The 23,158-nt window shown below is 48.9% G+C and carries 17 protein-coding genes; 8 read left to right on the plus strand and 9 right to left on the minus strand.

Translation table 11 applies throughout. From position 1 onward, the window contains the following. The first annotated feature begins 316 nt into the window (after nt 1-316). Nucleotides 317-637 (plus strand): ATP-dependent Clp protease adapter ClpS, encoded by a 321-nt coding sequence (gene clpS, locus D515_RS13150; RefSeq protein ID WP_002539153.1) that lies wholly within the window; start codon nt 317-319, stop codon nt 635-637. Nucleotides 638-695: 58 nt separating this feature from the next. Further along, nucleotides 696-2,960, plus strand: a complete 2,265-nt coding sequence (gene clpA / locus D515_RS13155; RefSeq protein WP_002539155.1) for an ATP-dependent Clp protease ATP-binding subunit ClpA — start codon at nt 696-698, stop codon at nt 2,958-2,960. 88 nt (nt 2,961-3,048) lie between these two features. On the opposite strand, the gene infA is transcribed toward clpA, so the two are convergent. The 7 genes from infA to ald all read right to left on the minus strand — a co-directional run bounded on the left by infA (nt 3,049) and on the right by ald (nt 10,812). Beyond that, the gene (infA, locus tag D515_RS13160; RefSeq protein ID WP_002539157.1) at nt 3,049-3,267 is read right to left on the minus strand and encodes a translation initiation factor IF-1; all 219 of its coding nucleotides are present in this window, start codon (nt 3,265-3,267) and stop codon (nt 3,049-3,051) included. 203 nt (nt 3,268-3,470) lie between these two features. Further along, nucleotides 3,471-4,175 carry an arginyltransferase gene (locus tag D515_RS13165; protein WP_002539159.1) on the minus strand — a complete coding sequence of 235 codons (705 nt, stop codon included), beginning with the start codon at nt 4,173-4,175 and terminating at the stop codon, nt 3,471-3,473. Continuing rightward, nucleotides 4,168-4,884 (minus strand): leucyl/phenylalanyl-tRNA--protein transferase, encoded by a 717-nt coding sequence (aat, locus tag D515_RS13170; RefSeq protein WP_039850090.1) that lies wholly within the window; start codon nt 4,882-4,884, stop codon nt 4,168-4,170. Before aat ends, D515_RS13165 begins: the two co-directional genes overlap by 8 nt. Before the next feature lie 109 nt (nt 4,885-4,993). Further along, a complete protein-coding gene (gene cydC / locus D515_RS13175; RefSeq protein ID WP_002539160.1) occupies nt 4,994-6,715 on the minus strand; it encodes a heme ABC transporter ATP-binding protein/permease CydC in 1,722 nt (573 codons plus the stop codon). Further along, nucleotides 6,708-8,477 carry a heme ABC transporter permease/ATP-binding protein CydD gene (cydD, locus tag D515_RS13180; RefSeq protein WP_002539161.1) on the minus strand — a complete coding sequence of 590 codons (1,770 nt, stop codon included), beginning with the start codon at nt 8,475-8,477 and terminating at the stop codon, nt 6,708-6,710. The genes cydC and cydD overlap by 8 nt, the downstream gene beginning before the upstream one ends. Before the next feature lie 135 nt (nt 8,478-8,612). Beyond that, nucleotides 8,613-9,575: a thioredoxin-disulfide reductase gene (gene trxB / locus D515_RS13185; RefSeq protein ID WP_002539163.1), complete on the minus strand. Its 963-nt coding sequence runs from the start codon at nt 9,573-9,575 to the stop codon at nt 8,613-8,615. Between the two features lie 121 nt (nt 9,576-9,696). Continuing rightward, nucleotides 9,697-10,812: an alanine dehydrogenase gene (ald, locus tag D515_RS13190; protein ID WP_002539164.1), complete on the minus strand. Its 1,116-nt coding sequence runs from the start codon at nt 10,810-10,812 to the stop codon at nt 9,697-9,699. A gap of 165 nt (nt 10,813-10,977) precedes the next feature. Between ald and lrp the strand changes: the two genes are divergently transcribed. The 6 genes from lrp to D515_RS13220 all read left to right on the plus strand — a co-directional run bounded on the left by lrp (nt 10,978) and on the right by D515_RS13220 (nt 19,820). Then, nucleotides 10,978-11,472, plus strand: coding sequence for a leucine-responsive transcriptional regulator Lrp (lrp, locus tag D515_RS13195; protein WP_002539165.1), 495 nt, complete (start codon nt 10,978-10,980; stop codon nt 11,470-11,472). 263 nt (nt 11,473-11,735) lie between these two features. Then, nucleotides 11,736-14,540 carry a DNA translocase FtsK gene (locus D515_RS13200; RefSeq protein ID WP_002539167.1) on the plus strand — a complete coding sequence of 935 codons (2,805 nt, stop codon included), beginning with the start codon at nt 11,736-11,738 and terminating at the stop codon, nt 14,538-14,540. A gap of 11 nt (nt 14,541-14,551) precedes the next feature. Continuing rightward, nucleotides 14,552-15,148, plus strand: a complete 597-nt coding sequence (gene lolA / locus D515_RS13205) for an outer membrane lipoprotein periplasmic chaperone LolA (protein ID WP_002539169.1) — start codon at nt 14,552-14,554, stop codon at nt 15,146-15,148. Between the two features lie 15 nt (nt 15,149-15,163). Next, nucleotides 15,164-16,498, plus strand: a complete 1,335-nt coding sequence (locus D515_RS13210) for a replication-associated recombination protein A (RefSeq protein ID WP_002539170.1) — start codon at nt 15,164-15,166, stop codon at nt 16,496-16,498. 158 nt (nt 16,499-16,656) lie between these two features. Next, nucleotides 16,657-17,943, plus strand: coding sequence for a serine--tRNA ligase (gene serS, locus D515_RS13215; protein WP_002539172.1), 1,287 nt, complete (start codon nt 16,657-16,659; stop codon nt 17,941-17,943). Between the two features lie 314 nt (nt 17,944-18,257). Next, a complete protein-coding gene (locus D515_RS13220; RefSeq protein WP_039850091.1) occupies nt 18,258-19,820 on the plus strand; it encodes a methyl-accepting chemotaxis protein in 1,563 nt (520 codons plus the stop codon). Nucleotides 19,821-19,889: 69 nt separating this feature from the next. Here the strand turns inward: D515_RS13220 and D515_RS13225 are convergent, their stop codons facing one another. Both D515_RS13225 and metG read right to left on the minus strand, forming a co-directional pair. Beyond that, nucleotides 19,890-20,705: a hypothetical protein gene (locus D515_RS13225; RefSeq protein WP_002539176.1), complete on the minus strand. Its 816-nt coding sequence runs from the start codon at nt 20,703-20,705 to the stop codon at nt 19,890-19,892. Nucleotides 20,706-20,933: 228 nt separating this feature from the next. Beyond that, nucleotides 20,934-22,970 carry a methionine--tRNA ligase gene (gene metG / locus D515_RS13230; protein ID WP_002539178.1) on the minus strand — a complete coding sequence of 679 codons (2,037 nt, stop codon included), beginning with the start codon at nt 22,968-22,970 and terminating at the stop codon, nt 20,934-20,936. Between the last annotated feature and the right edge of the window lie 188 nt (nt 22,971-23,158).

Raw genomic sequence — 23,158 nt, forward strand, 5'->3', positions numbered from 1 at the left:
AGACCAAATAATTTTGAATTTTTATGTATGGAAAAACTGACATTGCGATTTTGCTAAATGCCAGATATTGAAGTGAAATTGAGTGACTATGATGGCGGTCTGATAGTAGATAGGGGGGTGAGCGTGATTTATGTGGTGATTTGCAGGCGAAAATCAGCGCGCCGTAGCAATGAAACGGTTGCTGGAATACAATCTGTGGATTACGTTTTAAATAGTGGTAGAGATTCTTGTGTTAAATGTCTCAATCTATGATTCTGACGTATAAATAGTTGTTTTATAAGAAACACTTGAGCTACCTTAAAGATTGTAATCCCTTATGAGTAAAAAGTACGAATGGATAGTTCCGGATTCCGATGTAAAGGAAGCGGAAGAAACCAAGGTAAAACCGCCATCATTATACAAAGTGGTATTGAATAATGATGATTACACCCCCATGGAGTTTGTAGTGGAGGTGTTGCAGCGGTTCTTTTCTATGGATATAGAGAAAGCAACACAGCTGATGCTTACGGTGCATTACGAAGGTAAAGCTGTTTGTGGCGTATTCACTGCGGAAGTTGCCGAGATGAAAGTCGCACAAGTAATGATGCATGCGAAAGAACATCAACACCCACTGTTGTGCACAATGGAGAAGGCCTAAGTCGCAAACCCGGTTTTTCTCCGGCACACCATAATGTGGTATTTGAGGGAGGTGCCTTATGCTAAACAAAGAACTCGAAGCAAGCCTTAATGGGGCATTTGCAAGAGCACGTGAAAAACGTCATGAGTTCATGACAGTTGAACATCTGCTACTGGCGCTTCTGGAAAACGTCGCGGCTCGAGAAGCTTTACTCGCCTGCCGCGCGGATCTCGATGCTCTGCGTAAAGAGCTGGAAGCATTCATTGAACAAACCACTCCACTTATCCCTGTCGACGATGATAACCGTGAAACACAGCCAACCCTGAGTTTCCAGCGTGTGCTTCAACGTGCCGTTTTCCACGTTCAGTCTTCAGGTCGTAGCGAAGTTAGTGGTGCTAATGTACTGGTCGCGATTTTCAGCGAACAGGAATCGCATGCTGCTTACCTTCTCAAGAAAAATGACATCAGCCGTCTGGATGTCGTTAATTACATTTCACACGGTACAACCAAGTCTTCCAGCAGCGATGAAGAATTACCGGGTGCGGATTTGTCGTCGGATGAAGCGGCGGTTGAAGGTGGTGGCGAAGAACGTCTCGAGAACTTTGCTACAAACCTTAACCAGCTAGCCCGTGTGGGTGGCATCGACCCACTGATTGGCCGGGACAAAGAACTTGAGCGCACCATTCAGGTGCTATGTCGTCGCCGTAAGAATAATCCACTGCTAGTGGGTGAAGCTGGTGTCGGTAAAACAGCCATTGCCGAAGGTCTTGCATGGCGTATCGTTGAAGGTCAGGTGCCGGAAATCATTCAGGACTGTGTGATCTATTCACTGGATATTGGCTCATTGCTTGCCGGTACCAAGTACCGCGGTGATTTCGAAAAGCGCTTCAAGAGCATTTTGAAACAGCTAGAGAAAGAAGATCACGCGGTGCTTTTCATTGATGAAATCCACACCATCATCGGCGCTGGTGCAGCGTCCGGTGGTCAGGTCGATGCTGCCAACCTGATTAAACCACTGCTGTCCAGCGGTAAGCTTCGCTGTATCGGTTCAACGACTTATCAGGAATACAGCAGCATTTTCGAAAAAGAGCGTGCGTTGGCGCGTCGTTTCCAGAAGATCGATGTGGTTGAACCATCATTGGATGACACGACTAAGATCCTGATGGGCCTGAAACCTAAATATGAAGCTCACCACGAAGTTCGTTACACCAACAAAGCGATTCGTGCCGCGGTTGAGCTTTCTGCGAAATACATTAATGAGCGTCATCTACCAGATAAAGCCATTGATGTGATTGATGAAGCGGGCGCACGTTGTCGTCTGGCGCCAGCCAGCAAGCGTAAGAAGACCGTGGGTGTGGGTGACATTGAGGCGATGATCGCCAAGATGGCGCGTATCCCAGAAAAATCGGTTTCTTCTACTGACCGCGACGTACTCCAGTCACTTGAGCAGAAGCTTAAAATGCTGGTCTTCGGACAGGATGATGCAATCAGCGCACTGTGTGAAGCGATCAAATTGAGCCGAGCGGGATTAGGCGCAGAGAACAAGCCAGTGGGCTCATTCCTTTTCGCAGGCCCTACTGGTGTTGGTAAGACAGAAGTGACGGTTCAGCTCGCACGCGCCATGGGTATCGAACTTCAGCGCTTTGATATGTCTGAGTACATGGAGCGTCACACCGTTAGTCGTCTGATTGGTGCGCCTCCAGGTTACGTGGGCTACGATCAGGGCGGTTTGTTGACTGACGCTGTGATTAAGCATCCGCATTGTGTGGTGCTGCTGGATGAGATTGAAAAAGCTCACCCGGATGTATTTAACCTCCTATTGCAGGTAATGGATAACGGCACACTGACTGACAATAACGGTCGCAAAGCTGACTTCCGTAATGTGATTCTGGTAATGACGACCAATGCTGGTGTGACCGAAACGGTGCGCAAGTCTATTGGCCTGATCCAACAAGACCACAGCCATGATGCAATGTCGGAAATCAAGAAGGTATTCTCACCTGAATTCCGTAACCGCCTCGATAACATCATTTGGTTCAACCATCTTGATAAGAGCATTATTCTTCAGGTGGTGGACAAGTTCATCGTGGAACTACAGGCTCAATTGGATGCCCGTGGCGTGTCACTAGAAGTCACAGACAAAGCCAAGCTTTGGTTGTCAGAGAAAGGCTATGACAAGTCGATGGGTGCGCGTCCGATGGCGCGAGTCATGCAGGATCATGTGAAGAAGAATCTGGCCAATGAACTGCTGTTTGGCTGTTTGGTCAATGGCGGAACGGTTAAGGTTGGCGTGAAGAACGACAAACTGACGTTCAGCTTCAGCGATGAAATGGAACCTGCCTAAATAGAAAACCGGACGCATAAGCGTCCGGTTTTTCAAAACGACAAAAACCCGGCATTGCCGGGTTTTTTGTATTCGCGAGACGTGAGGATTAGCGCGCGCGGAAGATGATGCGACCTTTAGACAGGTCGTAAGGCGTCATCTCAACGGTAACTTTGTCACCGGTCAGGATACGGATGTAGTTTTTGCGCATCTTACCAGAGATGTGAGCAGTGACTACGTGGCCGTTCTCTAGTTCTACGCGAAACATGGTGTTTGGCAGGGTATCCAGAACGGTACCTTGCATTTCAATTACGTCTTCTTTTGCCATTTAATCCTCTTGGGCTACCGATCAGCCAAATTTTGACCGGCAGATAATGCCTTGATTGATTGAGTCTGTAAAGTTTAGGGGCGGAATTTTACCCCTTTGCATCCGTACTGACCAGCAAAAATCAGCTATCGGTTAAGGTTTGGTCTCTTTTCTGCCGGTTGGCTTAAAGAAAACCGAGAGGTAAGCACGCAAGGGACTGTTGTCTAAAACTGGTCGCCATCTTTCCAACTGCCTGCCACATAACGCTGGTGAGGTTTGAACTTCTGTTTGTAGTTCATGGCACTGCAGGCATCGATTTGAAAACCTAAGTATAACCAGGGGATGTCGTTTGTCCGTGCCTGTTTGATTTGAGCAAGAACACACAGTGAACCCAGAGACCATGGGTGCTCCGGTTCAAAAAAGCTGTAGATGGCGCTATAACCATTCTCGAGAACATCCGTGACCGCAATGGCAATCAGCGTCCCATTCTCATAAAGATGCAGATACTTAGAGGTCTGCCAGTCGCTTTGCACAAATGAACTGAAATCCTGCTTGCTGGCAGGATACATGGAGCCATTTCTATGCCGGGCAGAGATATAGCGCTCATAGAGATCAAACCATTCAGTGTCCATCTTATCCTTAAGCTCAACTTTAAGGCGCTTCAGTTGGCTCAAATGACGTTTTTGGCTGCGGGATGGTATGAATCCAAACGTATCAACGCGAAGGGAGTGACACGCCGTACAGGCGCGACAATAGGGGCGGTATATATTGTTTCCACTGCGACGAAAACCACTTTGCACCAGAAACCCATAGCCACGGTCAGTATGAAGCTCTGGATTAAGCACCACGGCAACAGATTCTTCCTGCTCTGCCAGATAGCTGCAGGAAGACGGTGCCATTACGCCGATACGTATTGATTGGCTAGCCATGATTGACGTGAATCCATTGCGAACGGAAGAGAGAAGCATCGGTGATCTGGTGCTTCAGTTCACTGAGTAGTTGAGTAAAATCATGCCTCTGAACAGGTTCAGCGCCTAACGAAGCGAGGTGATCTGTCATCATCTGACAATCAATCAACTTGCCCCCGTGGTGTCGGAAATGTTCACAGAAATACCAAAGCGCAGTTTTTGATGCGTTGGTTTTCAACGAGAACATGGATTCACCGCAGAAGAGTGAACCGACATTGACGCCGTACAAACCCCCAATCAACTCATCTTCCTGCCATACCTCGACACTATGAGCCGAACCAAGTTGGTGGAGACGGATATAAGCTTCGCGCATTTCAGGTGTAATCCACACCTGATTTTCGCCTCGGATTAGCGCGCAATGCTGAATGACCTGTTCAAACGCCCGGTTGATGGAAACCCGGTAGCCTTGTTTGCGCACATACTTTTTGAGGCTCCGGCTTGGCACAAAAGCGATGGGGTCAATCACTGCCCGTTCCGCTGGTGACCACCAGAGCAATGGTTCATCTTCACCAAACCAAGGGAAGATGCCTTTTGAATACGCTACACGCAATCGTTCTGGCGATAGATCTCCGCCAATAGCCAACAAGCCATCGGGTTCTTCCAGAGCCGATGAAACGGGAGGAAAAAAGTCGGGGTTGTTGTCATCCAATGGCGGCAGGTAGATGGTCATATCACTTCTTTAAGGTCAAAAAAGGGAGCTAAGCTCCCTTTAGTTTATACCCAAACGCCAGTCAAAATCGCTGAATCCAGCATCTTCAGTTTGTTTGGGTATTGAGAGATTATTGAATTCGTTGAAGCAGTTGGCTGTATCGACCGCCTGCTTCTTTCAGGGTTTGGTGAGAGCCCTGTTCGATAATTCGCCCTTCATCCATTAAACACACCTTGTCCATTTCGGTCAGTCCCACCAGACGGTGTGTAATAAACAATACGGTTTTGTCTTTGGCATGGTCGAGCAGCAAAGACAGAATTTGTCGCTCTGTTTTCACATCCAAACCTTCCGTAGGCTCATCCAGCAGAAGGATAGGCGCGTCTCGCAGCAGGGCTCTTGCTATGCCAAGACGACGCCTCTCACCACCGGATAGCTGGCGTCCGCCATCTCCCAGCCAAGTGTCTAAGCCCGGACCTTCCAGTAAAGCAGATAGACCCACTTGTTCGATGACGGATGTTAGCTCTTCATCCGAGGCGTTGGGCTTTGCCATGGAGAGGTTATGACGCACTGCGCCATTGAACACGTCTACGCGCTGGCTGACGACAGCAATTGAGCTTCTCAGAGCAGACTCACGCCAAGTATCCAACGCGACACCATCAATAAAGATGCTGCCTGATGATGGATCCCACGCGCGGGTGATCAACTGTAGCAGGGTAGATTTACCGCAACCAGTTCGACCCAATAGTGCCACTTTTTCTCCGGCTTTCACGGACAGTGAAATACCATTCACCGCGGGTTGTTCGGCTCCGTGGTATGAGAAGGTCACATCACTGAAAGTGATATCTCCTTTGGCTGTGTTGTTGTGGCCCATCGGATTAAACGGCGTTTCCGGCTCTGCCTCAATGATTTCGTTAAGGCGCTTCGCTGATGTCATTGTCTGGCTCAGGTACTGGAATGCTCCGGCTACAGGCATCATCAATTCGAAGCTTGCCATCGTGGCAAATGCAACCATGGCGACATAAGGATTAGGCAGTTCGCCACCAATGCCATCAGCGGCCAACCAAAGCATAAACACCAGTGTCAGGCCATTGGCTGCCAGCAATACGCCATTTGCCAGGCCTGTGATACGCGCCATTTGTCTTTGTGATGACAAAAGACGTTGCTCTGCTTCTACTGCTGCGTCGCGATAACGATCAGCGGCGCCGAAGATTTGCAGTTCGGCATGACCCTGTAGCCAGTCGAGCAACGAAATACGCAGTTGCGACTTGGATTGAGTGATTTCAATGCCATGTGACCTACCAAGGTGGTAGAACACCACAGGCAGCACCAACATCAGCGACAGCAAGATGGCACCAAGCGTGAGACCGATAACTGGATCAAACCAATACAGGAAACCACTAATACTCAAAATGCCCAGCACTCCGACAATCAGCGGGCTGACCAGACGAAGATAAACATGATCCATTGCATCCACATCCGCCACCAGACGGTTAAGGATATCGGCATCGCGCAGGTTTCCGACTTTACCTGGGATAAGTGGCGTCAGTTTCTCAAAGAAGAAGATGCGAAGGTCTGCCAGCAGTTTAAATGTGGCGTTGTGACTGACAACGCGCTCGCCCCAACGGCTAGCCGTTCTTGCGATAGAAAAACCGCGCACGCCGGCAGCGGGTAGCATGTAATTGAAGTTTGCTGTCGCCAGCAGGCCCGCTACTGCAGAAGCAGCGATGAACCAACCTGACAGGGTAAGCAAACCAATTGCAGCAGCCAGTGTCGCGAAAGACAACAGCATGCCAAGCGACAAGCCGAACCAGTGCTTTTTGTAAAGTTTCAGTAAAGGAATCAAATCACGCATCGAGATCGCTCCTGTCGACAGCCTGGATCATCTCGGCGAAGACCCCTTCATGTTTCAGTTGTTCGAAATTGCCTTGTTGTATCAATTTGCCTTGTTGCATCACCAGAATATTGTCACATTCGCCCAATTGGTCGATGCGGTGGCTCACCAGCAGTGTGGTGGTATCTTTGGTGGCATGGTCGAGGCTTTCCATTACCAATCTTTCGCTGGAAGCATCCAGGCTCGCGGTGGGTTCATCAAGCACCCAGAAGCGGCCTTCCTGAAGCAAAGCTCTGGCAACTGCGATACGTTGCGCCTGACCGACGGACAACCCAGATGCACGATCACCGACTGAGTGTTCCAGACCCTTCTCGAGTCGCTGGATAAACTCGTCAGCATAAGCTGCTTTGGTCACGCGTTGAATTTGCTCATTGGTTGCCATAGGAGCGGCGAGGCAAACATTGTCTTTCACTGAACCATGGAACAACTGCGGATTTTGGCCTACCCAGCTCACCTGCTTGCGCCAGTAAGCCAAATCGGCGTTCTTCAGTTCCAGACCGTTGATAGACAGGCTGCCACGATAAGGCAAAAATCCAAGGATTGCGTTAATCAGACTGGTTTTACCTGCGCCACTTTGGCCAACGAGCGCGACCTTTTGACCTTGTCGAATTTCAAAGCTGATAGGACCGGCGAGAACAGCACCATCAGGGCTAAGCACTTCGAGATCGGTAGCCTTGATACTGACCGCTTCATCAGACACTTTTGCACTGCCTGATGCTTGATGTTCTGGCGTCGAGTCGAGGAAGTTAACGATGGATTCCGCAGCACCAATCGCTTGTGCTTTCGCGTGATAGAAAGTACCCAGATCGCGCAGTGGTTGGTAAAACTCAGGTGCCAGTACCAGAACAAAAATACCAATGAAAAGGGTAATGCCTATACCGTAATGGCCGAAGTTTAGTTCCCCAATGTAACTGAAACCGAAATACACCGCAGTGACCGCAATAGATAGCGCGGTGAAAAACTCCAGCACGGCGGACGAGAGGAATGCCAGTCGCAGCACTTCCATGGTGCGTTTGCGGAAGTCTTCTGAAGCGACGCGAAGGTGATTGCTTTCGGCTTCTGCCTGATCGAACAGGCGAATGGTAGAAAGGCCACGTAGGCGATCGTAGAAGTGACCGGAAAGTCGCTGTAACGCTTTAAAATTGCGTCGGTTGGCATCAGCTGCACCCATTCCCACCAATGCCATGAAAAATGGTACGAGCGGTGCAGTCACCAGAAATATCAGACCCGCTGCCCAGTTCAAGGGGAATACAGCAATCAGAATGATAAAGGGAATCAGAACAGCAATGGCCATTTGTGGCAGGTAGCGGGCAAAAAAGTCCTGCATTTCCTCTACCTGTTCGAGTATCAAGCTTGCCCATGTGCCTGCCGGTCTGCCCTGAATCGTGGCAGGACCCAGTTCATGGAGCTTATCGAGGATCAGTTTGCGGATATGAAGACGCACGGCTTCGCCTGCTCGGTAGCCGGCTTGCTCTTTACCCCAACTGCAGAGGGCACGAATACACACAACGATACCGAGTGCGACAAAAGAGAGCCAAAGTTCGGATTTGTCGGCTTTCTCAATGATTAAGTCGTGGAGAATATTGGCGAGCAAAGCTGCTTGGGCAACAAGGAAAAGACCGGACAAGAAAGCGAGTCCGATGGCTGCCATCAGCCAGGTTTTGCCAAGCTTGCTTTGCCCTTTGAGCCACTGGGCGAGCGAGCGCTGTTTCTTTTTATCCATAGTACTTCGTTGGTATTTTTATGTGACCGATACGATTGAACCTAAAGGAGAGATCTCCGCGGTTTACATCGGTCTTTGGAAGGCTGAAATGGCAAAATGATAGGCCCGCATAAAAACGGGCCTAACAGAAGTGGATTACTGGGTTTTAGCTTGTGCGTCTAGGAAACGCTCAGCGTCCAGTGCAGCCATACAGCCAGTACCGGCAGAAGTGATTGCCTGACGGTAGATGTGGTCCATGACGTCACCAGCTGCGAACACACCTTCTACGCTGGTTTGTGTCGCGTTGCCTTCAAGGCCTGATTGCACTTTGATGTAGCCGTTGTGCATTTCAAGCTGGCCTTCGAAAATACCTGTATTGGGCTTGTGGCCGATAGCAACGAAGAGACCCATCACATCCAGTTCTTCAGTATTGTCAGACTGCGTGTCTTTAATACGAACACCAGTCACACCCATGTCGTCGCCCAGTACTTCATCCAGAACACGGTCAGTGTGCAGAACGATGTTACCGTTTTCGACTTTATCCATCAGGCGGTTAACCAGAATTTTCTCCGCACGGAAGCTGTCACGACGGTGGATCAGGTGAACTTCTGAAGCGATGTTAGACAGGTAAAGTGCTTCTTCAACAGCCGTGTTACCACCGCCAATGACTGCCACTTTTTGGTTACGGTAGAAGAAACCGTCACAGGTCGCACAAGCTGATACGCCGCGGCCTTTAAAGTTTTCCTCTGATTCCATGCCCAAGTACTGAGCAGATGCACCCGTTGCAATGATTAGTGCATCACAGGTGTATTCGCCATTGTCGCCTTTCAGGCGGAAAGGACGCTGGGTCAGATCTGTTTCGTTGATGTGATCGAAGAGGATTTCAGTATCGAACTTCTCAGCGTGCTCTTTCATGCGCTCCATCAGTGCTGGGCCAGTTAGACCTTCAGCGTCACCCGGCCAGTTCTCAACCTCTGTCGTGGTCGTTAGCTGACCGCCCTGTTGCAGACCAGTTACCATCACTGGGTTCAGGTTAGCGCGCGCCGCGTAAACTGCAGCGGTGTAACCAGCAGGGCCAGAACCTAAGATAAGAAGGCTTGCATGCTTTACGTTGCTCATTATTTCTCCGGGTGGATTTAGTGTTATGCAATGGAACCGATTGTAGGGAAATTGTAGAGCTAAAGAAAGGGCACCATGCGGTGCCCTTTATCGAAAAATGTTATCTGTTATTACGCTTGAGTTAGGCCAGTGTCGCCTTTGCGTCGACGTATTCCAGATCAAATGCTTCCGCCACTTCACGGATGGTGACTTTGCCGTCGATGACATTCAGGCCATTCAGCAGGTTCTGATCAGAAAGCAGCGCGTCACGGTAACCGAGATTCGCCAGCTTCACGATATAAGGGAGAGTGGCGTTATTCAGTGCAAATGTAGAAGTGCGGGCCACTGCGCCTGGCATGTTTGCCACACAGTAGTGAACCACGTCGTCGACAATATACGTTGGGTCGGCATGTGTTGTTGCTTTCGAGGTTTCGAAACAGCCACCTTGGTCGATAGCAACATCGACGACTGCTGCGCCTGGTTTCATGCGTTTGATGTGGTCGGCATTTACCAATTTTGGTGCTGCTGCACCTGGGATAAGCACTGCTCCGATGACCAAATCTGCGGCGAGAACGTGTTTTTCAAGAATTTCTTCTGTTGAATATAAAACTTTTGCGCGTCCCTGAAACTCTTCGTCCAAAGCACGAAGTGTGTCGATGTTGCGGTCTAAAATTGTGACATCTGCCCGCATTCCAACAGCCATTCGAGCTGCATTTGAGCCGACCACGCCGCCGCCTAACACCACTATTTTAGCGGGTTCAACGCCTGGAACACCACCTAGCAGCATACCTGCGCCGCCGCGCGATTTTTCCAACGCCTGAGCACCTGCTTGAATAGACATTCGTCCTGCGACCTCTGACATCGGCGCCAAAAGTGGCAATCTACCCTTAGAATCTGTTACGGTTTCATAGGCTATACAGACAGCTTTGCTCTTGATAAGGTCTTGTGTCTGTGGAAAATCTGGTGCAAGGTGCAAATAGGTAAACAATATTTGCCCTTCGCGAAGCATGGCACGTTCAACTGCCTGTGGCTCTTTAACTTTGACAATCATTTCAGCAGCTGCGAAGACATCTTCTGCAGTTGGAAGAATAGAAGCACCAGCCTTGATGTAGTCATCATCGCTGAAGCCGATACCCGCACCCGCCTGGGACTGGACGTGAACAGTGTGGCCATGGGATATCAGCTCGCGAACGCTGGCAGGGACCATACCGACACGGTACTCGTGGTTTTTGATTTCTTTAGGTACACCAATGATCATCCTGAAACCTCGCTTCTTTGTAGAGTTATTGGCTGTTGTTTTGTAGTATTGTTGTATTTAGAGCTAGTATAGTTCGCCAAAAGCCGGATTTGATGCTAAATATATAAAATATGTTAGAAAAAATGGCATTTAACATTGCAAGGAAGTAAAAAGGTGGAATAAAAAATGGTTGAAGCCAAAAAGAAACCCTCCAAGGAATTGGGCCGTATTGACAGAAATATTCTTAATGAACTTCAGAAGGATGGACGTGTTTCTAACGTCGAACTTTCTAAGCGAGTAGGACTGTCGCCAACCCCATGTCTTGAGCGTGTTCGTCGTCTTGAACGACAAGGGTATATCTCTGGGTATACTGCGTTATTGAACCCTCAATTTCTTGATGCGTCGCTTCTGGTATTTGTAGAAATTACCCTGAACCGTGGTGCTCCTGATGTGTTCGAACAGTTTAACAAGGCCGTTCAACAACTCGAAGATATTCAGGAATGTCATCTTGTTTCCGGTGATTTTGACTATCTGTTGAAAACGCGCGTATCGGATATGTCTGCATACCGTAAGCTGTTGGGTGAAACCCTGCTGCGCCTTCCAGGTGTTAATGACACCCGAACCTACGTGGTAATGGAAGAAGTGAAACAGACCAATCATCTGGTGATCAAAACGCGTTAACATGCTCACAGCCCTCGGACAAACAGGGCTGAGATTAGTGTTATATTCTACAAACCGAGTAGCTTGCTGCTCGGTTTGTTTTTTTGTTTGGTGTACACTTTTGCAAAAGCATGGGTATTAACCCAGTATTTGCCCGTTATTGAAGCGTTTTTCGTCAAATGGGCATAGGCAATCATAATGAATAATAAAGCCGCTCTAATCAGCCTTAGTGCTGATGGGGTACGAAACGATTTCAGGGCTTAAAGTTAGAAAGATAGGTGATAATGGAGTTCTTCTTGCGTCAGGAGCAGAAACAGACAGACACCTCACGTCGATTAAACGGAAAACAACGTTTGAAAGAGAGCGCACTGATTATAGCGCTGCTGTCTGCTGTCTTCATCCTCGTATCTCTGCTCAGTTACGATTCATCCGACCCATCCTGGTCCCAAACTGCTTGGGATGGCCCAGTACAAAATGCTGCTGGCAACGCAGGTGCCTGGGTGGCTGATACCCTGTTTTTTACATTGGGTACCTTAGCTTATCCGCTTCCTTTTCTTTTGCTTCTCGGTGGCTGGGTTTTCTTCCGCCGTCGGGGAGAATCTGAGCCACTAAATTACACTATCCTAGCGACCCGAATCCTTGGTGTTGTTCTATTGCTATTGACCAGTTGCGGGTTGGCTGACCTGAACTTTGATGACTTCTGGTTCTTTTCATCCGGTGGTGTCGTCGGCGATGTACTGACAGAGCTTTCAATGCCCTTGTTCAACCTCTTGGGTACCACACTGGTCTTTATGTTCGTCTGGGCGGCTGGCTTTACGTTGTTTACGGGTATTTCCTGGCTGACGATTGTCGATACGTTAGGTGAAAAAACACTGTCGGCCATCACTTGGTTGGTGAACCGTGCCCGTGGTGACAAACCACAGATGATTGGCTCAACCGTTGATACCTCTGAGCTGGCCGATGACATCGATGAATCGGATCCGTTGTTCGCCAAGCCGGTTGCAAAAACGCGTGAGTTGGCAGATGTCTCGCTGCTCAACAAAGCACAGCGCGTTGGTGACGACGAAAAAGATACGCCAGTTTCCGTTCCGCCAGTGATCCACGCTGCAATTGCTGCCGCTGCGGAGCGCAAAGAGCCAGTGATGACGTTAGAGCCAGAATGGGATGAGCCAGTTATCGCGCCGGAGCCAAAACCCGTCTTTAACAGCGCCAATCAAGAGACGGACTTTGATGATGAGATCAACGCTCTTGATGAGCCAGAATTGGACCGCACTGACTCAGTCTCGATTGAGGAGCCTGTTTCAGAAACGGTTTCAGAAGAGACGTCAGAAGATATCAATGATGCTCCCTGGGATGACGATGTGAACTTTGGCTCAACGGAGTCTGTCGTGATTGAAGAAGCACGAGAAGACATCGTTATAGGTAACACTGATGGGTTGTCAGAACTTGACCGCGCACAGGCAGAATCGGTGATTCCAGACGAAGAAGAGGATCCTTTCCTCGAAACCATTCGTGAAGCACAGAAAAATGCCGCTGGTGCAGTGCATCCGTTCCTTGTCAAAGATGAACCGAACCTGCCGAAGCCGAAAGAGCCGCTGCCAACTATTGATCTTCTTGACCCTCCGCGCAATACAGCAACCCGCGCATCGGATGAAGAGCTGCAGTATCAGGCCCGCTTGATTGAAACGCGCCTTGAAGAATACAAAATCAAAGTCACTGTGAAGGGGATTTTCCCTGGGCCGGTTATTACACGCTTTGAACTTGAGCTGGCACCGGGTGTGAAAGTCAGTCGCATCATGAGTTTGTCAAAAGACATTGCCCGTTCGCTTTCAACCAGCGCTGTTCGTGTTGTTGATGTCATTCCGGGTAAACCTTATATCGGCCTCGAATTACCAAATACCAGCCGCGAAACCGTGTTCATGTCTGAAGTGGTAGCGAGTGAACGCTTCCAGTCTTCGAAATCACCGCTTTCAGTGGTTTTGGGTAAAGACATCGCTGGTGAAGCGATTGTGACGGACCTTGCCAAAGCACCGCACATGCTGGTGGCGGGTACAACAGGCTCCGGTAAATCTGTTGGTGTGAACGTGATGATCGTCAGTATGCTCTACAAAGCTGGGCCAGAAGATGTTCGCTTCATCATGATTGACCCGAAAATGTTGGAACTTTCCGTCTACGAAGGTATCCCACATTTGTTGACCGAAGTGGTCACTGACATGAAAGACGCCGCCAATGCGCTTCGCTGGAGCGTGGCGGAGATGGAACGTCGTTACAAACTCATGTCTGCATTGGGTGTTCGAAATATTGCTGGCTACAACGACAAAATCCGCGAAGCGGCAGAAGCCGACCACCCGATCCCTGACCCGCTATGGAAGCCGGGCGACAGTATGGATGAAACCGCACCTGTGCTGGAGAAACTACCTTACATCGTGGTGATCGTCGACGAATTTGCAGACCTGATGATGGTAGTGGGTAAGAAAGTAGAAGAGCTGATTGCACGTCTTGCCCAGAAAGCACGTGCTGCAGGTATTCACCTTGTGCTGGCTACGCAGCGTCCATCGGTGGACGTGATTACAGGTTTGATTAAAGCAAACATTCCGACACGCATGGCGTTTACGGTATCAACCAAAACAGACTCGCGAACCATTCTGGATCAGGGTGGGGCAGAATCCCTGCTGGGTATGGGTGACATGCTGTTTATGCCCAATGGTTCAAACCATCCGGCGCGCGTGCATGGTGCCTTCGTTAACGATGATGAAGTTCACCGCGTGGTCAGCAACTGGAAGGCGCGTGGCAAGCCTCAGTACATTTCAGAAATTACCAGCGGTGATCAGGGTAGCGATGGTTTGTTGCCGGGTGAAGCTCCAGAGGGCGGGGACGGCGAAGAGCTGGATCAGTTGTTTGACCAAGTGGTTGAGTTTGTGACCGAATCTCGTCGCGCGTCAGTCTCAGGAGTACAGCGCCGCTTTAAAATCGGTTATAACCGTGCCGCGCGAATTGTTGAACAGTTGGAAGCGCAGGGCATTGTCAGCCCGCCAGGCCATAACTCGAATCGTGAGGTGTTGGCACCGCCACCACCGCCAAGAGATTGATTGGAATAAGAATGAAAAAAATGTTGTTCTCTTTGCTGCTGGTTGCACCTGCAGTGTTTGCAAATCCGCAGCAAGAGCTGAATTCTCGCTTGTCAAAACTCAACAGCTTTACAGCAAATTTTGAACAGACAGTAACCAGCCCAGAAGGGGATGTAATCAGCGAAGGCGAAGGCAGTCTCGCTATGAAGCGCCCAAACCTGTTCAATTGGGAAACGGTGACGCCAGATGAAAATTACCTGATTTCAGATGGTGAAACACTGTGGTACTACAGCCCTTTCATTGAACAAGTCACTGCTATGCGGTTGGACGATGCCACTTCACAGACGCCTTTTGTTTTGCTGACCCGCAATAACCCGAGTGACTGGGCAAACTACGACGTGGAGCAGGATGGCGATACTTTCACTTTGTCTCCAAAAGAAGCCTCAAATTTGGGTGAGTTTGTTGTTAGTGTGAAACCTGACGGCAAAATTACCGAATTTGCCGTGGTGGAGCAGGACGGACAGCAAAGTCGCTTTGCACTGGATGACGTGAAGAATGTCACTCCGAAAGCGTCACTGTTCAGCTTTACTGTTCCGGAAGGTGTTGAGCTGGATGACCAGCGACAGTAATCAGAGAAAGCTAATTTGAGTAACCTCAGTCTGGATTTTGCGGACGACTTTCGCCCCTTGGCCGCGCGTATGCGGCCAACTAACCTCGCCGAATACATAGGCCAAAAACACCTCCTTGATGAAGGAAAACCTCTGCGCCGGGCTCTCGAAAGCGGGCAGCTGCATTCGATGATCCTTTGGGGGCCGCCTGGAACAGGTAAAACCACGCTGGCAGAAGTCGCCGCAGGTTATGCCAACGCAGAAATTGAACGGGTATCTGCTGTTACATCCGGTGTAAAAGATATTCGTCTTGCGATTGATAAAGCCAAAGAAAACCAATTGGTCGGCAGACGGACGATTCTGTTTGTTGACGAGGTGCATCGCTTCAACAAAAGCCAGCAGGATGCCTTTCTGCCGCATATTGAAGATGGCACCATCACCTTTATCGGTGCAACGACGGAAAACCCGTCATTCGAGCTGAACAACGCACTGCTCTCAAGAGCGCGAGTTTACAAGCTCAAATCTCTCGATACTGACGATGTGTTGGAAGTGATCGATCAGGCACTGTCTGACAACGAGCGTGGACTGGGTGCAGAAAAACTGGAATTCGCTGAGGGTGTCAAAGCGCAATTGGCTGATTTTACCTCTGGTGATGCGCGAATGACGCTGAACTATCTGGAACTCTTGTCTGACATGGTAGAACCAGACGCCAGCGGTAAGAAGCTAATCACCTTGCCGTTGCTCGCCGAAGTAGCCGGAGAGAAGATTGCACGCTTTGATAACAAGGGTGATCTTTGGTACGACCTGATTTCCGCCTTTCACAAGTCGGTCCGTGGTTCTGATCCAGATGCTGCCTTGTACTGGTACGCCAGAATCATCACTGCTGGTGGTGACCCGCTCTATGTTGCCCGTCGTCTGCTCGCCATTGCCTCTGAAGACATTGGCAATGCGGATCCGCGTGCAATGGAAATAGCCATTAACGCCTGGGATTGTTTTACCCGGGTCGGACCGGCAGAAGGCGAGCGTGCCATTGCGCAGGCAACGGTTTACATGGCATGTGCAGCAAAAAGTAATTCAGTTTATGTCGCATGGAAAGCGGCTTTGCGTGATGCCAAAATGCACCCTGATTATGAAGTGCCAAACCACCTTCGCAATGCGCCAACGACTCTGATGAAAGAAATGGGGTATGGCGATGGGTATCGATATGCCCATGATGAGCCAAATGCGTATGCCGCAGGAGAGAGCTATTTCCCTGAAGAAATGAAAGGCACGCGTTACTACCAGCCAGTGAATCGGGGGATGGAAATCAAAATTGCAGAAAAGCTGGCGTTTCTTGAGCAGTTGAATGCAAATAGCCCTCGAAAACGCTAGGAAATAAAGGTCAATTTGGGTATTGTTTTACCCAATAAATGTGGTGGTTAAAGTTACCCATCTCAGGAAGAAAAATCCTTTCAATTTGACGTTGCCATAATAGTGCGTGGCAGCGTCAACTTCTTTTAAGGCACTGTTTAACGATTCACAGGATTAACATGCTGGATTCAAAACTACTTCGTACCGAGCTGGACGCAACAGCTGAAAAACTGGCACGTCGTGGCTTCAAGCTTGACGTTGACACTCTCCGCAATCTGGAAGAAAAGCGCAAATCGCTGCAAGTACGCACCGAGGAGCTGCAAGCTGAGCGTAATGCACGATCCAAGTCCATCGGTCAGGCGAAGGCGAAAGGTGAAGATATCCAGCCACTGCTGGCAGCGGTAGAAAACCTGGGCGACGAGCTGAACAAAGCGAAAGCGGAACTGGCTGAGCTTCAGGACCAATTGAATGACATCACTATGGGTGTGCCAAACATCGCTGATGATGCAGTGCCAGTAGGTAAAGATGAATCTGAAAACGTAGAAATCTCTGTTTGGGGTGAGCCGAAAACTTACGATTTTGAAGTGAAAGACCACGTTGATCTGGGCGAGCTGACTGGCGGTCTGGATTTTGCGAGCGCAGTGAAACTGTCTGGCTCACGTTTCATCGTAATGAAAGGCCAAATGGCGCGCCTGCACCGTGCAATTGCCCAGTTCATGCTGGATCTTCACACCACTGAGCACGGTTACACCGAAATGTACGTGCCTTATTTGGTGAATGCAGACAGTCTGTTTGGTACTGGTCAACTGCCAAAATTCGGTGAAGACCTGTTCCACACTCAACCTGCGACCGAAGAAGGCGTGGGCATGTCTCTGATCCCAACCGCTGAAGTGCCGCTGACCAACATGGTTCGTGACACCATCGTGGAAGAAGCCGAGCTGCCTATCCGAATGACCGCTCACACGCCGTGTTTCCGTTCAGAAGCTGGCTCATACGGTCGTGATACCCGTGGCCTTATCCGTATGCACCAGTTCGATAAAGTCGAGTTGGTACAAATCGTTAAGCCAGAAGATTCAATGGCGGCCCTGGAAGAACTGACTGGTCACGCTGAGAAAGTTCTACAACTGCTGAATCTGCCTTACCGTAAGGTGATTCTGTGTACCGGTGACATGGGCTTCGGCTCAACAAAGACTTACGATCTGGAAGTGTGGGTACCTGCTCAAGGTACTTACCGTGAAATTTCATCTTGTTCTAACATGGGTGATTTCCAGGCACGTCGTATGCAGGCGCGCTTCCGTCGTAAGGCTGAGAAGAAACCGGAATTGCTGCACACACTTAACGGCTCAGGACTGGCGGTTGGTCGCACCATGGTAGCAATCCTTGAAAACTACCAGTTGGAAGATGGTCGCATTGAAGTGCCAGAAGTACTTCGTCCTTACATGGGTGGCCTGACTCACATCGGTTAATACAATCGAAATCTTAAAAAAAAACCGGCCTCCGCGGCCGGTTTTTTATTGAAAACAGAAAATTACCCTTTTTTCATTGCCTAGTTTTTAATGCATTAAGTTTGAAAGTGTACACTTAATGAGCAACATATTAATACACCTTAATGTTGATGAAACTATTTTCATATTTTCGAGAAACAATCATGTAAATCAGAAAGTTAATAAAGTATTAATCAATTTGTGGTTATTTGTTTGCAACCTTATCATTTCCTTCCTGTTTATTCGTCTACTATTACTTATTAGAAATCGTCGCAACTAAGAAAGGGTAGTGTCGTATGCGAGTCAATAATCCTGTAACGGATAAAGAAATAAAGTTCCCCACCGATTACAATTTGCTCTCAACAACCGATCCACGCGGTATCGTTAAGTACGCGAGTAAGGATTTTTGCGAAGTGGCGGGCTACACGTTAGACGAAATTGTGGGTCAACCACACAACCTTGTTCGTCACCCCAGCATGCCGCCTGCAGCATTCCAGAACATGTGGGACTTTATCAAAGCCGGTAACAACTGGATGGGCTTGGTAAAGAACCGCACTAAAGACGGCGATTACTACTGGGTGAATGCGTTCGCTTCTCCTATCAAACAAAACGGTCAGATTGTTGAATTTCAGTCTGTTCGAACCACGCCTGACCGCAAAGCGGTAGAGCGTGCTGAAAAACTGTATCCACAGTTGCTGGCTGGTAAAACACCATCGGCTCTCAAGATGCCGCGCACTCGTATGTGGCAACGAGCAGCAATGTGGTTTATACCAGGCGCAATATTGGCGGGTGCTGCTGGCTTCTTTGCCGGGTTTGCTGCAGCCATCGCCGTGCAGTTTGTTTTCTCTATCTTGGCAATGTTTATGCTGACTCGCCGCTTAGAAAACGTGACTAAACTGGCGAAAGAAGCCTACGACAACCCATTGATGGAATATCTCTACAATGGTGCGATCGATGATGTTTCTGAAATTGAGTTGGCACTGAAAATGCGCGCTGCCGAAATAAACGCGGTTGTTGGTCGAATACTCGATGGTAGCGATCAAGTGTTGAATGCAGCAGCCAATGCTAAGGCAAATGGTGAAAGAACCGCCAGTAATCTTGAAAATCAAAATGCTGAAACCGAACAGATTGCTGCGGCAATTAATGAAATGTCGGCGACAGCAAACGATATGTCAGGCAACACACAAAGTGCTTCGGATGCTGCTACTGAAGCTCAGGATGCCACCCTCACTGGTATGGAAACAGTTGGCCAGACGGTTGATGCTATCCAGAACCTCGCTAAACAGCTTAGTGACGCATCAAGCGTGATTTCCGAGCTGGAAGAGCACGGCAAGCGCATTGGCTCCGTATCTGACGTCATCCAAGGTATCGCAGAGCAAACCAATTTGTTGGCACTTAACGCAGCTATTGAGGCAGCACGAGCCGGTGAACAAGGCCGAGGCTTCGCGGTGGTTGCAGACGAAGTTCGCGCACTTGCACAACGCACACAAGAGTCGACTTCTGAAATCCAAGACGTCATTTCATTGATTCAGAACGGTACGCAACAAGCGGTTGATGCCATGGAACGAGGTACCACCTTATCAGGTGAGTGTGTGACCAGCGCTGAGAAAGCGGGTGATGCGCTTCGTCGTTCGCAGGAGTTGGTGTCTGATATCAACGATCGTAACCATCAGGTGGCGACTGCGGTTGAAGAGCAGGCGGCGGTATCTAATGAGATGAACGGTAATATTCAGTCTGTTTCTGAGCTCTCACATCAGTCTCTGAATATTGCGAAAGAGACAGTTCAGGAAGCTCAAGGATTGGTTGAAGCCTTGTCTGCCCAGAAACAACTTGTGGGTCAGTTCCGACGAGTCGGCTAGCAAAACCAGATACAAAAAAGGTCAGCCACTGGGCTGACCTTTTTTATGTGTTTATTTTCTGAAGGGCACTCATCCTGTTTTTAAAGGAAGCGCTTTGATGTCTTCTGAAGCTGCAGTGACTGTCTCGTTTTCTGCAGTACGAACAATCAATTCGCGGTCAAAAAGGTGCAGTAAGATGACGCTTAAATCCTGACTGATTTTAATCAGAGAAGATGCTGGAATTTCTTCTTCCGTTGAGCGAATAACGGAATCAAAGCGATTATCTACGCGATCAAAAGCCAAAGTCGCATCTCCGCTCGACATCAATGAAAGTTGATGCATCCGCTTTTGTAAGATTCGGCTTTGCAAGTTCACGGACTGCCACGCGGCTGTTTTACCTTCCATCAACCGCATCACGGCTTGTTCGTAACGAAGCTGCGCTTCTTTAGTATCAATCCAGGTTTGCCAGAACGCTTGATATTCTTCATAGGTCGCATCGAGTGTTCCTTCTGCCAGATAGGAGCGTGTCACTTCATCGATGATGTAAATGAGATGATCTGACGCTCTATGGTGTATCGCGTACCAGCCTGCTTTAGATTGATTTGGAAGTGACGACAACACCTGTTCCATCCGAGACTTCAATACACGGAACAAAGGGCGTTGAGGGTTGTTACACTCGATCAGTAATTGATCGCAGTACTCCGCAATCTCTTTGCGAGCTTTGCTGGCCTGAGGTGATTGTGGGCAGCGGATGTAGCGGGTGTTGTGGTCATGCAGCATCCAAAGCAATGAACGAAGATCGCTGATTTGCGAACGGTAGTGGTCGCGTCGGGATTTCTGTGAGCTCGACAGACCTTTCGTCATGCGAACTAGCCAGTTTGGAGTGATGATTGATAACAGTGCCATAACTTGTTCCTCTTTCCTGAGTGCCTGAACAAGTAGTGCAGTGTGTATGCCAATTTATAATGCATTTAAAAACAATGGGTTCTGTTTTTATGCCGGATTTTCTGACCAGCAATGGCGCAGAATCTAACCAATTTGGTGCAAAAGTGTGATGAGGGTCGATAAAATATTCCCCTGGATGCACAAACAAAAAAGGAGCCATCAGGCTCCTTTTCGATTTCTGCGTCGTGATTACATCACACGCATACCTGCTTGTGCCCCTTCGTGAGGTTCAAGCAGCCACAGATCTTTGCCACCTGGGCCAGCGGCCAGAATCATGCCTTCTGACATACCGAACTTCATCTTACGCGGTTTCAGGTTAGCGACCACTACTGTGTATTTGCCAACCAGATCTTCAGGATTGTACGCAGACTTGATACCAGAGAACACCTGACGGGTCTCACCGCCGATATCCAGCTGGAACTTCAGCAGTTTGTCAGCTTTTGGCACTGATTCACAAGAAATGATCTTTGCGATACGCAGGTCCACTTTCGCAAAGTCACCGAACTCGATTTCATCTGCAATAGGCTCTTCTTCCAAAGGACCTTTGACTTTTTCAGCCACCGCTTTCTCTGCTGCTGCATCTTCTTTAGATGCTTCAACCATCTCTTCAACTTTCTTCGGATCGATGCGGCTGAAGAGCGCTTTGAACGCTTCAACTTTATGAGCAGTCAGCGGCGTTGCAATACCATCCCAGCTCAGGGTTTCGTTCAGGAATGCTTCTGAACGCTCTGCCAGTTCTGGCATCACTGGCTTCAGGTAAGTCATCAGTACACGGAACAGGTTGATACCCATGGTACAGATTCCTTGAAGCTCAGCATCTTTGCCTTCTTCTTTGGCGACGACCCAAGGTGCTTTCTCGTCAACGTATTGGTTTGCTTTGTCAGCCAGTGCCATGATTTCACGGATAGCACGGCTGAACTCGCGGTTTTCAAACAGTTCGCCAATACGGCTAGCTGCAGAAGTGAACTCTTCATAAAGTGCTGGCTCTGCACATTCAGCAGACAGCATGCCGTCGAAGCGTTTCGCGATGAAGCCTGCGTTACGAGATGCAAGGTTAACCACTTTGTTTACGATGTCAGAGTTAACACGCTGAACGAAGTCTTCCAGATTCAGATCAAGATCGTCGATGCGGTTGTTCAGTTTGGCTGCGTAGTAGTAGCGCAGACACTCTGGATCCAGGTGTTTCAGGTAAGTGCTCGCCTTAATGAAAGTGCCTTTCGACTTCGACATCTTCGCGCCATTAACGGTCACATAGCCGTGAACGAACACGTTGTTTGGCTTGCGGAAGCCTGCGCCTTCCAGCATGGCTGGCCAGAACAGGCTGTGGAAGTAAACGATGTCTTTGCCAATGAAGTGGTAAAGTTCAGCGTCGCTGTCTTTGTTCCAGTATTCGTCGAAATCGACATTGCCATTCTTATTACAGAAGTTCTTGAATGAACCCATGTATCCGATTGGCGCGTCCAGCCATACATAGAAGTATTTACCTGGCTCACCCGGGATTTCAAAACCGAAGTAAGGCGCGTCACGAGAAATGTCCCACTGCTGCAGGCCAGACTCGAACCACTCGTTCATTTTGTTCGCCATTTCTTCCTGCAGCGCACCAGATTTGGTCCATGCTTTCAGCATGTCTTCGAACTGTGGCAGGTCAAAGAAGAAGTGAACAGAATCTTTCAGTACTGGGGTTGCGCCACTCACTGCTGATTTAGGGTTAATCAATTCAGTTGGGCTGTAGGTTTCACCACAGTTATCGCAGTTGTCACCATACTGATCTTCAGACTTACATTTCGGGCAAGTGCCTTTAACGAAACGGTCTGGAAGGAACATTTCTTTCTCAGGGTCAAACAGCTGAGAAATCGTACGGCTATTGATATAGCCCTTGTTCTTCAGTTGGGTGTAGATGTAAGACGCCAGCTCACGGTTTTCTTCACTGTGGGTGCTGTGGTAGTTGTCAAAGCTGATGTCAAAGCCCGCGAAGTCTGCTTCGTGTTCTTTCTGCATTTCAGCGATCATGGCTTCAGGCTCGATACCCAATTGCTGAGCTTTCAGCATGATTGGCGTACCGTGTGCGTCGTCTGCACAGATAAAGTTTACAGTGTTGCCACGCAGGCGCTGATAACGCACCCACACGTCTGCCTGAATATGCTCGAGCATATGACCCAAATGGATAGAGCCATTCGCGTAAGGCAGGGCACAGGTAACCAGAATTTTACGTTGGTTTGCAGCCATAATTTAGATAGTTCGCTTTTGACAATTGAATCGAATGAATGGCGCAAATCTTACCTGATCAGGCCCAGAAAACATAGTTTGAAGCGCTTGAGAGACAGAGAAAATGGTCATTAGCGACAGTATCGAATAACCCTTCTGCCTAAAGGGTGTGAAATCGTAAAAAATTCATTAGGCTAGAAGAATCATTA

Origin of the sequence: Grimontia indica, from assembly GCF_000333895.2 — a bacterium.
GTDB lineage: Bacteria > Pseudomonadota > Gammaproteobacteria > Enterobacterales > Vibrionaceae > Enterovibrio > Enterovibrio indicus.

Coding starts and splice junctions, on each gene's coding strand:
- clpS (WP_002539153.1), top strand. CDS start 317: ATGAGTAAAAAGTACGAATGGATAGTTCCGGATTCCGATGTAAAGGAA.
- D515_RS13165 (WP_002539159.1), bottom strand. CDS start 4,175: ATGGCTAGCCAATCAATACGTATCGGCGTAATGGCACCGTCTTCCTGC.
- D515_RS13225 (WP_002539176.1), bottom strand. CDS start 20,705: ATGGCACTGTTATCAATCATCACTCCAAACTGGCTAGTTCGCATGACG.
- serS (WP_002539172.1), top strand. CDS start 16,657: ATGCTGGATTCAAAACTACTTCGTACCGAGCTGGACGCAACAGCTGAA.
- trxB (WP_002539163.1), bottom strand. CDS start 9,575: ATGAGCAACGTAAAGCATGCAAGCCTTCTTATCTTAGGTTCTGGCCCT.
- infA (WP_002539157.1), bottom strand. CDS start 3,267: ATGGCAAAAGAAGACGTAATTGAAATGCAAGGTACCGTTCTGGATACC.
- D515_RS13200 (WP_002539167.1), top strand. CDS start 11,736: ATGGAGTTCTTCTTGCGTCAGGAGCAGAAACAGACAGACACCTCACGT.
- aat (WP_039850090.1), bottom strand. CDS start 4,884: ATGACCATCTACCTGCCGCCATTGGATGACAACAACCCCGACTTTTTT.
- ald (WP_002539164.1), bottom strand. CDS start 10,812: ATGATCATTGGTGTACCTAAAGAAATCAAAAACCACGAGTACCGTGTC.
- D515_RS13220 (WP_039850091.1), top strand. CDS start 18,258: ATGCGAGTCAATAATCCTGTAACGGATAAAGAAATAAAGTTCCCCACC.
- cydD (WP_002539161.1), bottom strand. CDS start 8,477: ATGGATAAAAAGAAACAGCGCTCGCTCGCCCAGTGGCTCAAAGGGCAA.
- metG (WP_002539178.1), bottom strand. CDS start 22,970: ATGGCTGCAAACCAACGTAAAATTCTGGTTACCTGTGCCCTGCCTTAC.
- cydC (WP_002539160.1), bottom strand. CDS start 6,715: ATGCGTGATTTGATTCCTTTACTGAAACTTTACAAAAAGCACTGGTTC.
- lrp (WP_002539165.1), top strand. CDS start 10,978: ATGGTTGAAGCCAAAAAGAAACCCTCCAAGGAATTGGGCCGTATTGAC.
- lolA (WP_002539169.1), top strand. CDS start 14,552: ATGAAAAAAATGTTGTTCTCTTTGCTGCTGGTTGCACCTGCAGTGTTT.
- clpA (WP_002539155.1), top strand. CDS start 696: ATGCTAAACAAAGAACTCGAAGCAAGCCTTAATGGGGCATTTGCAAGA.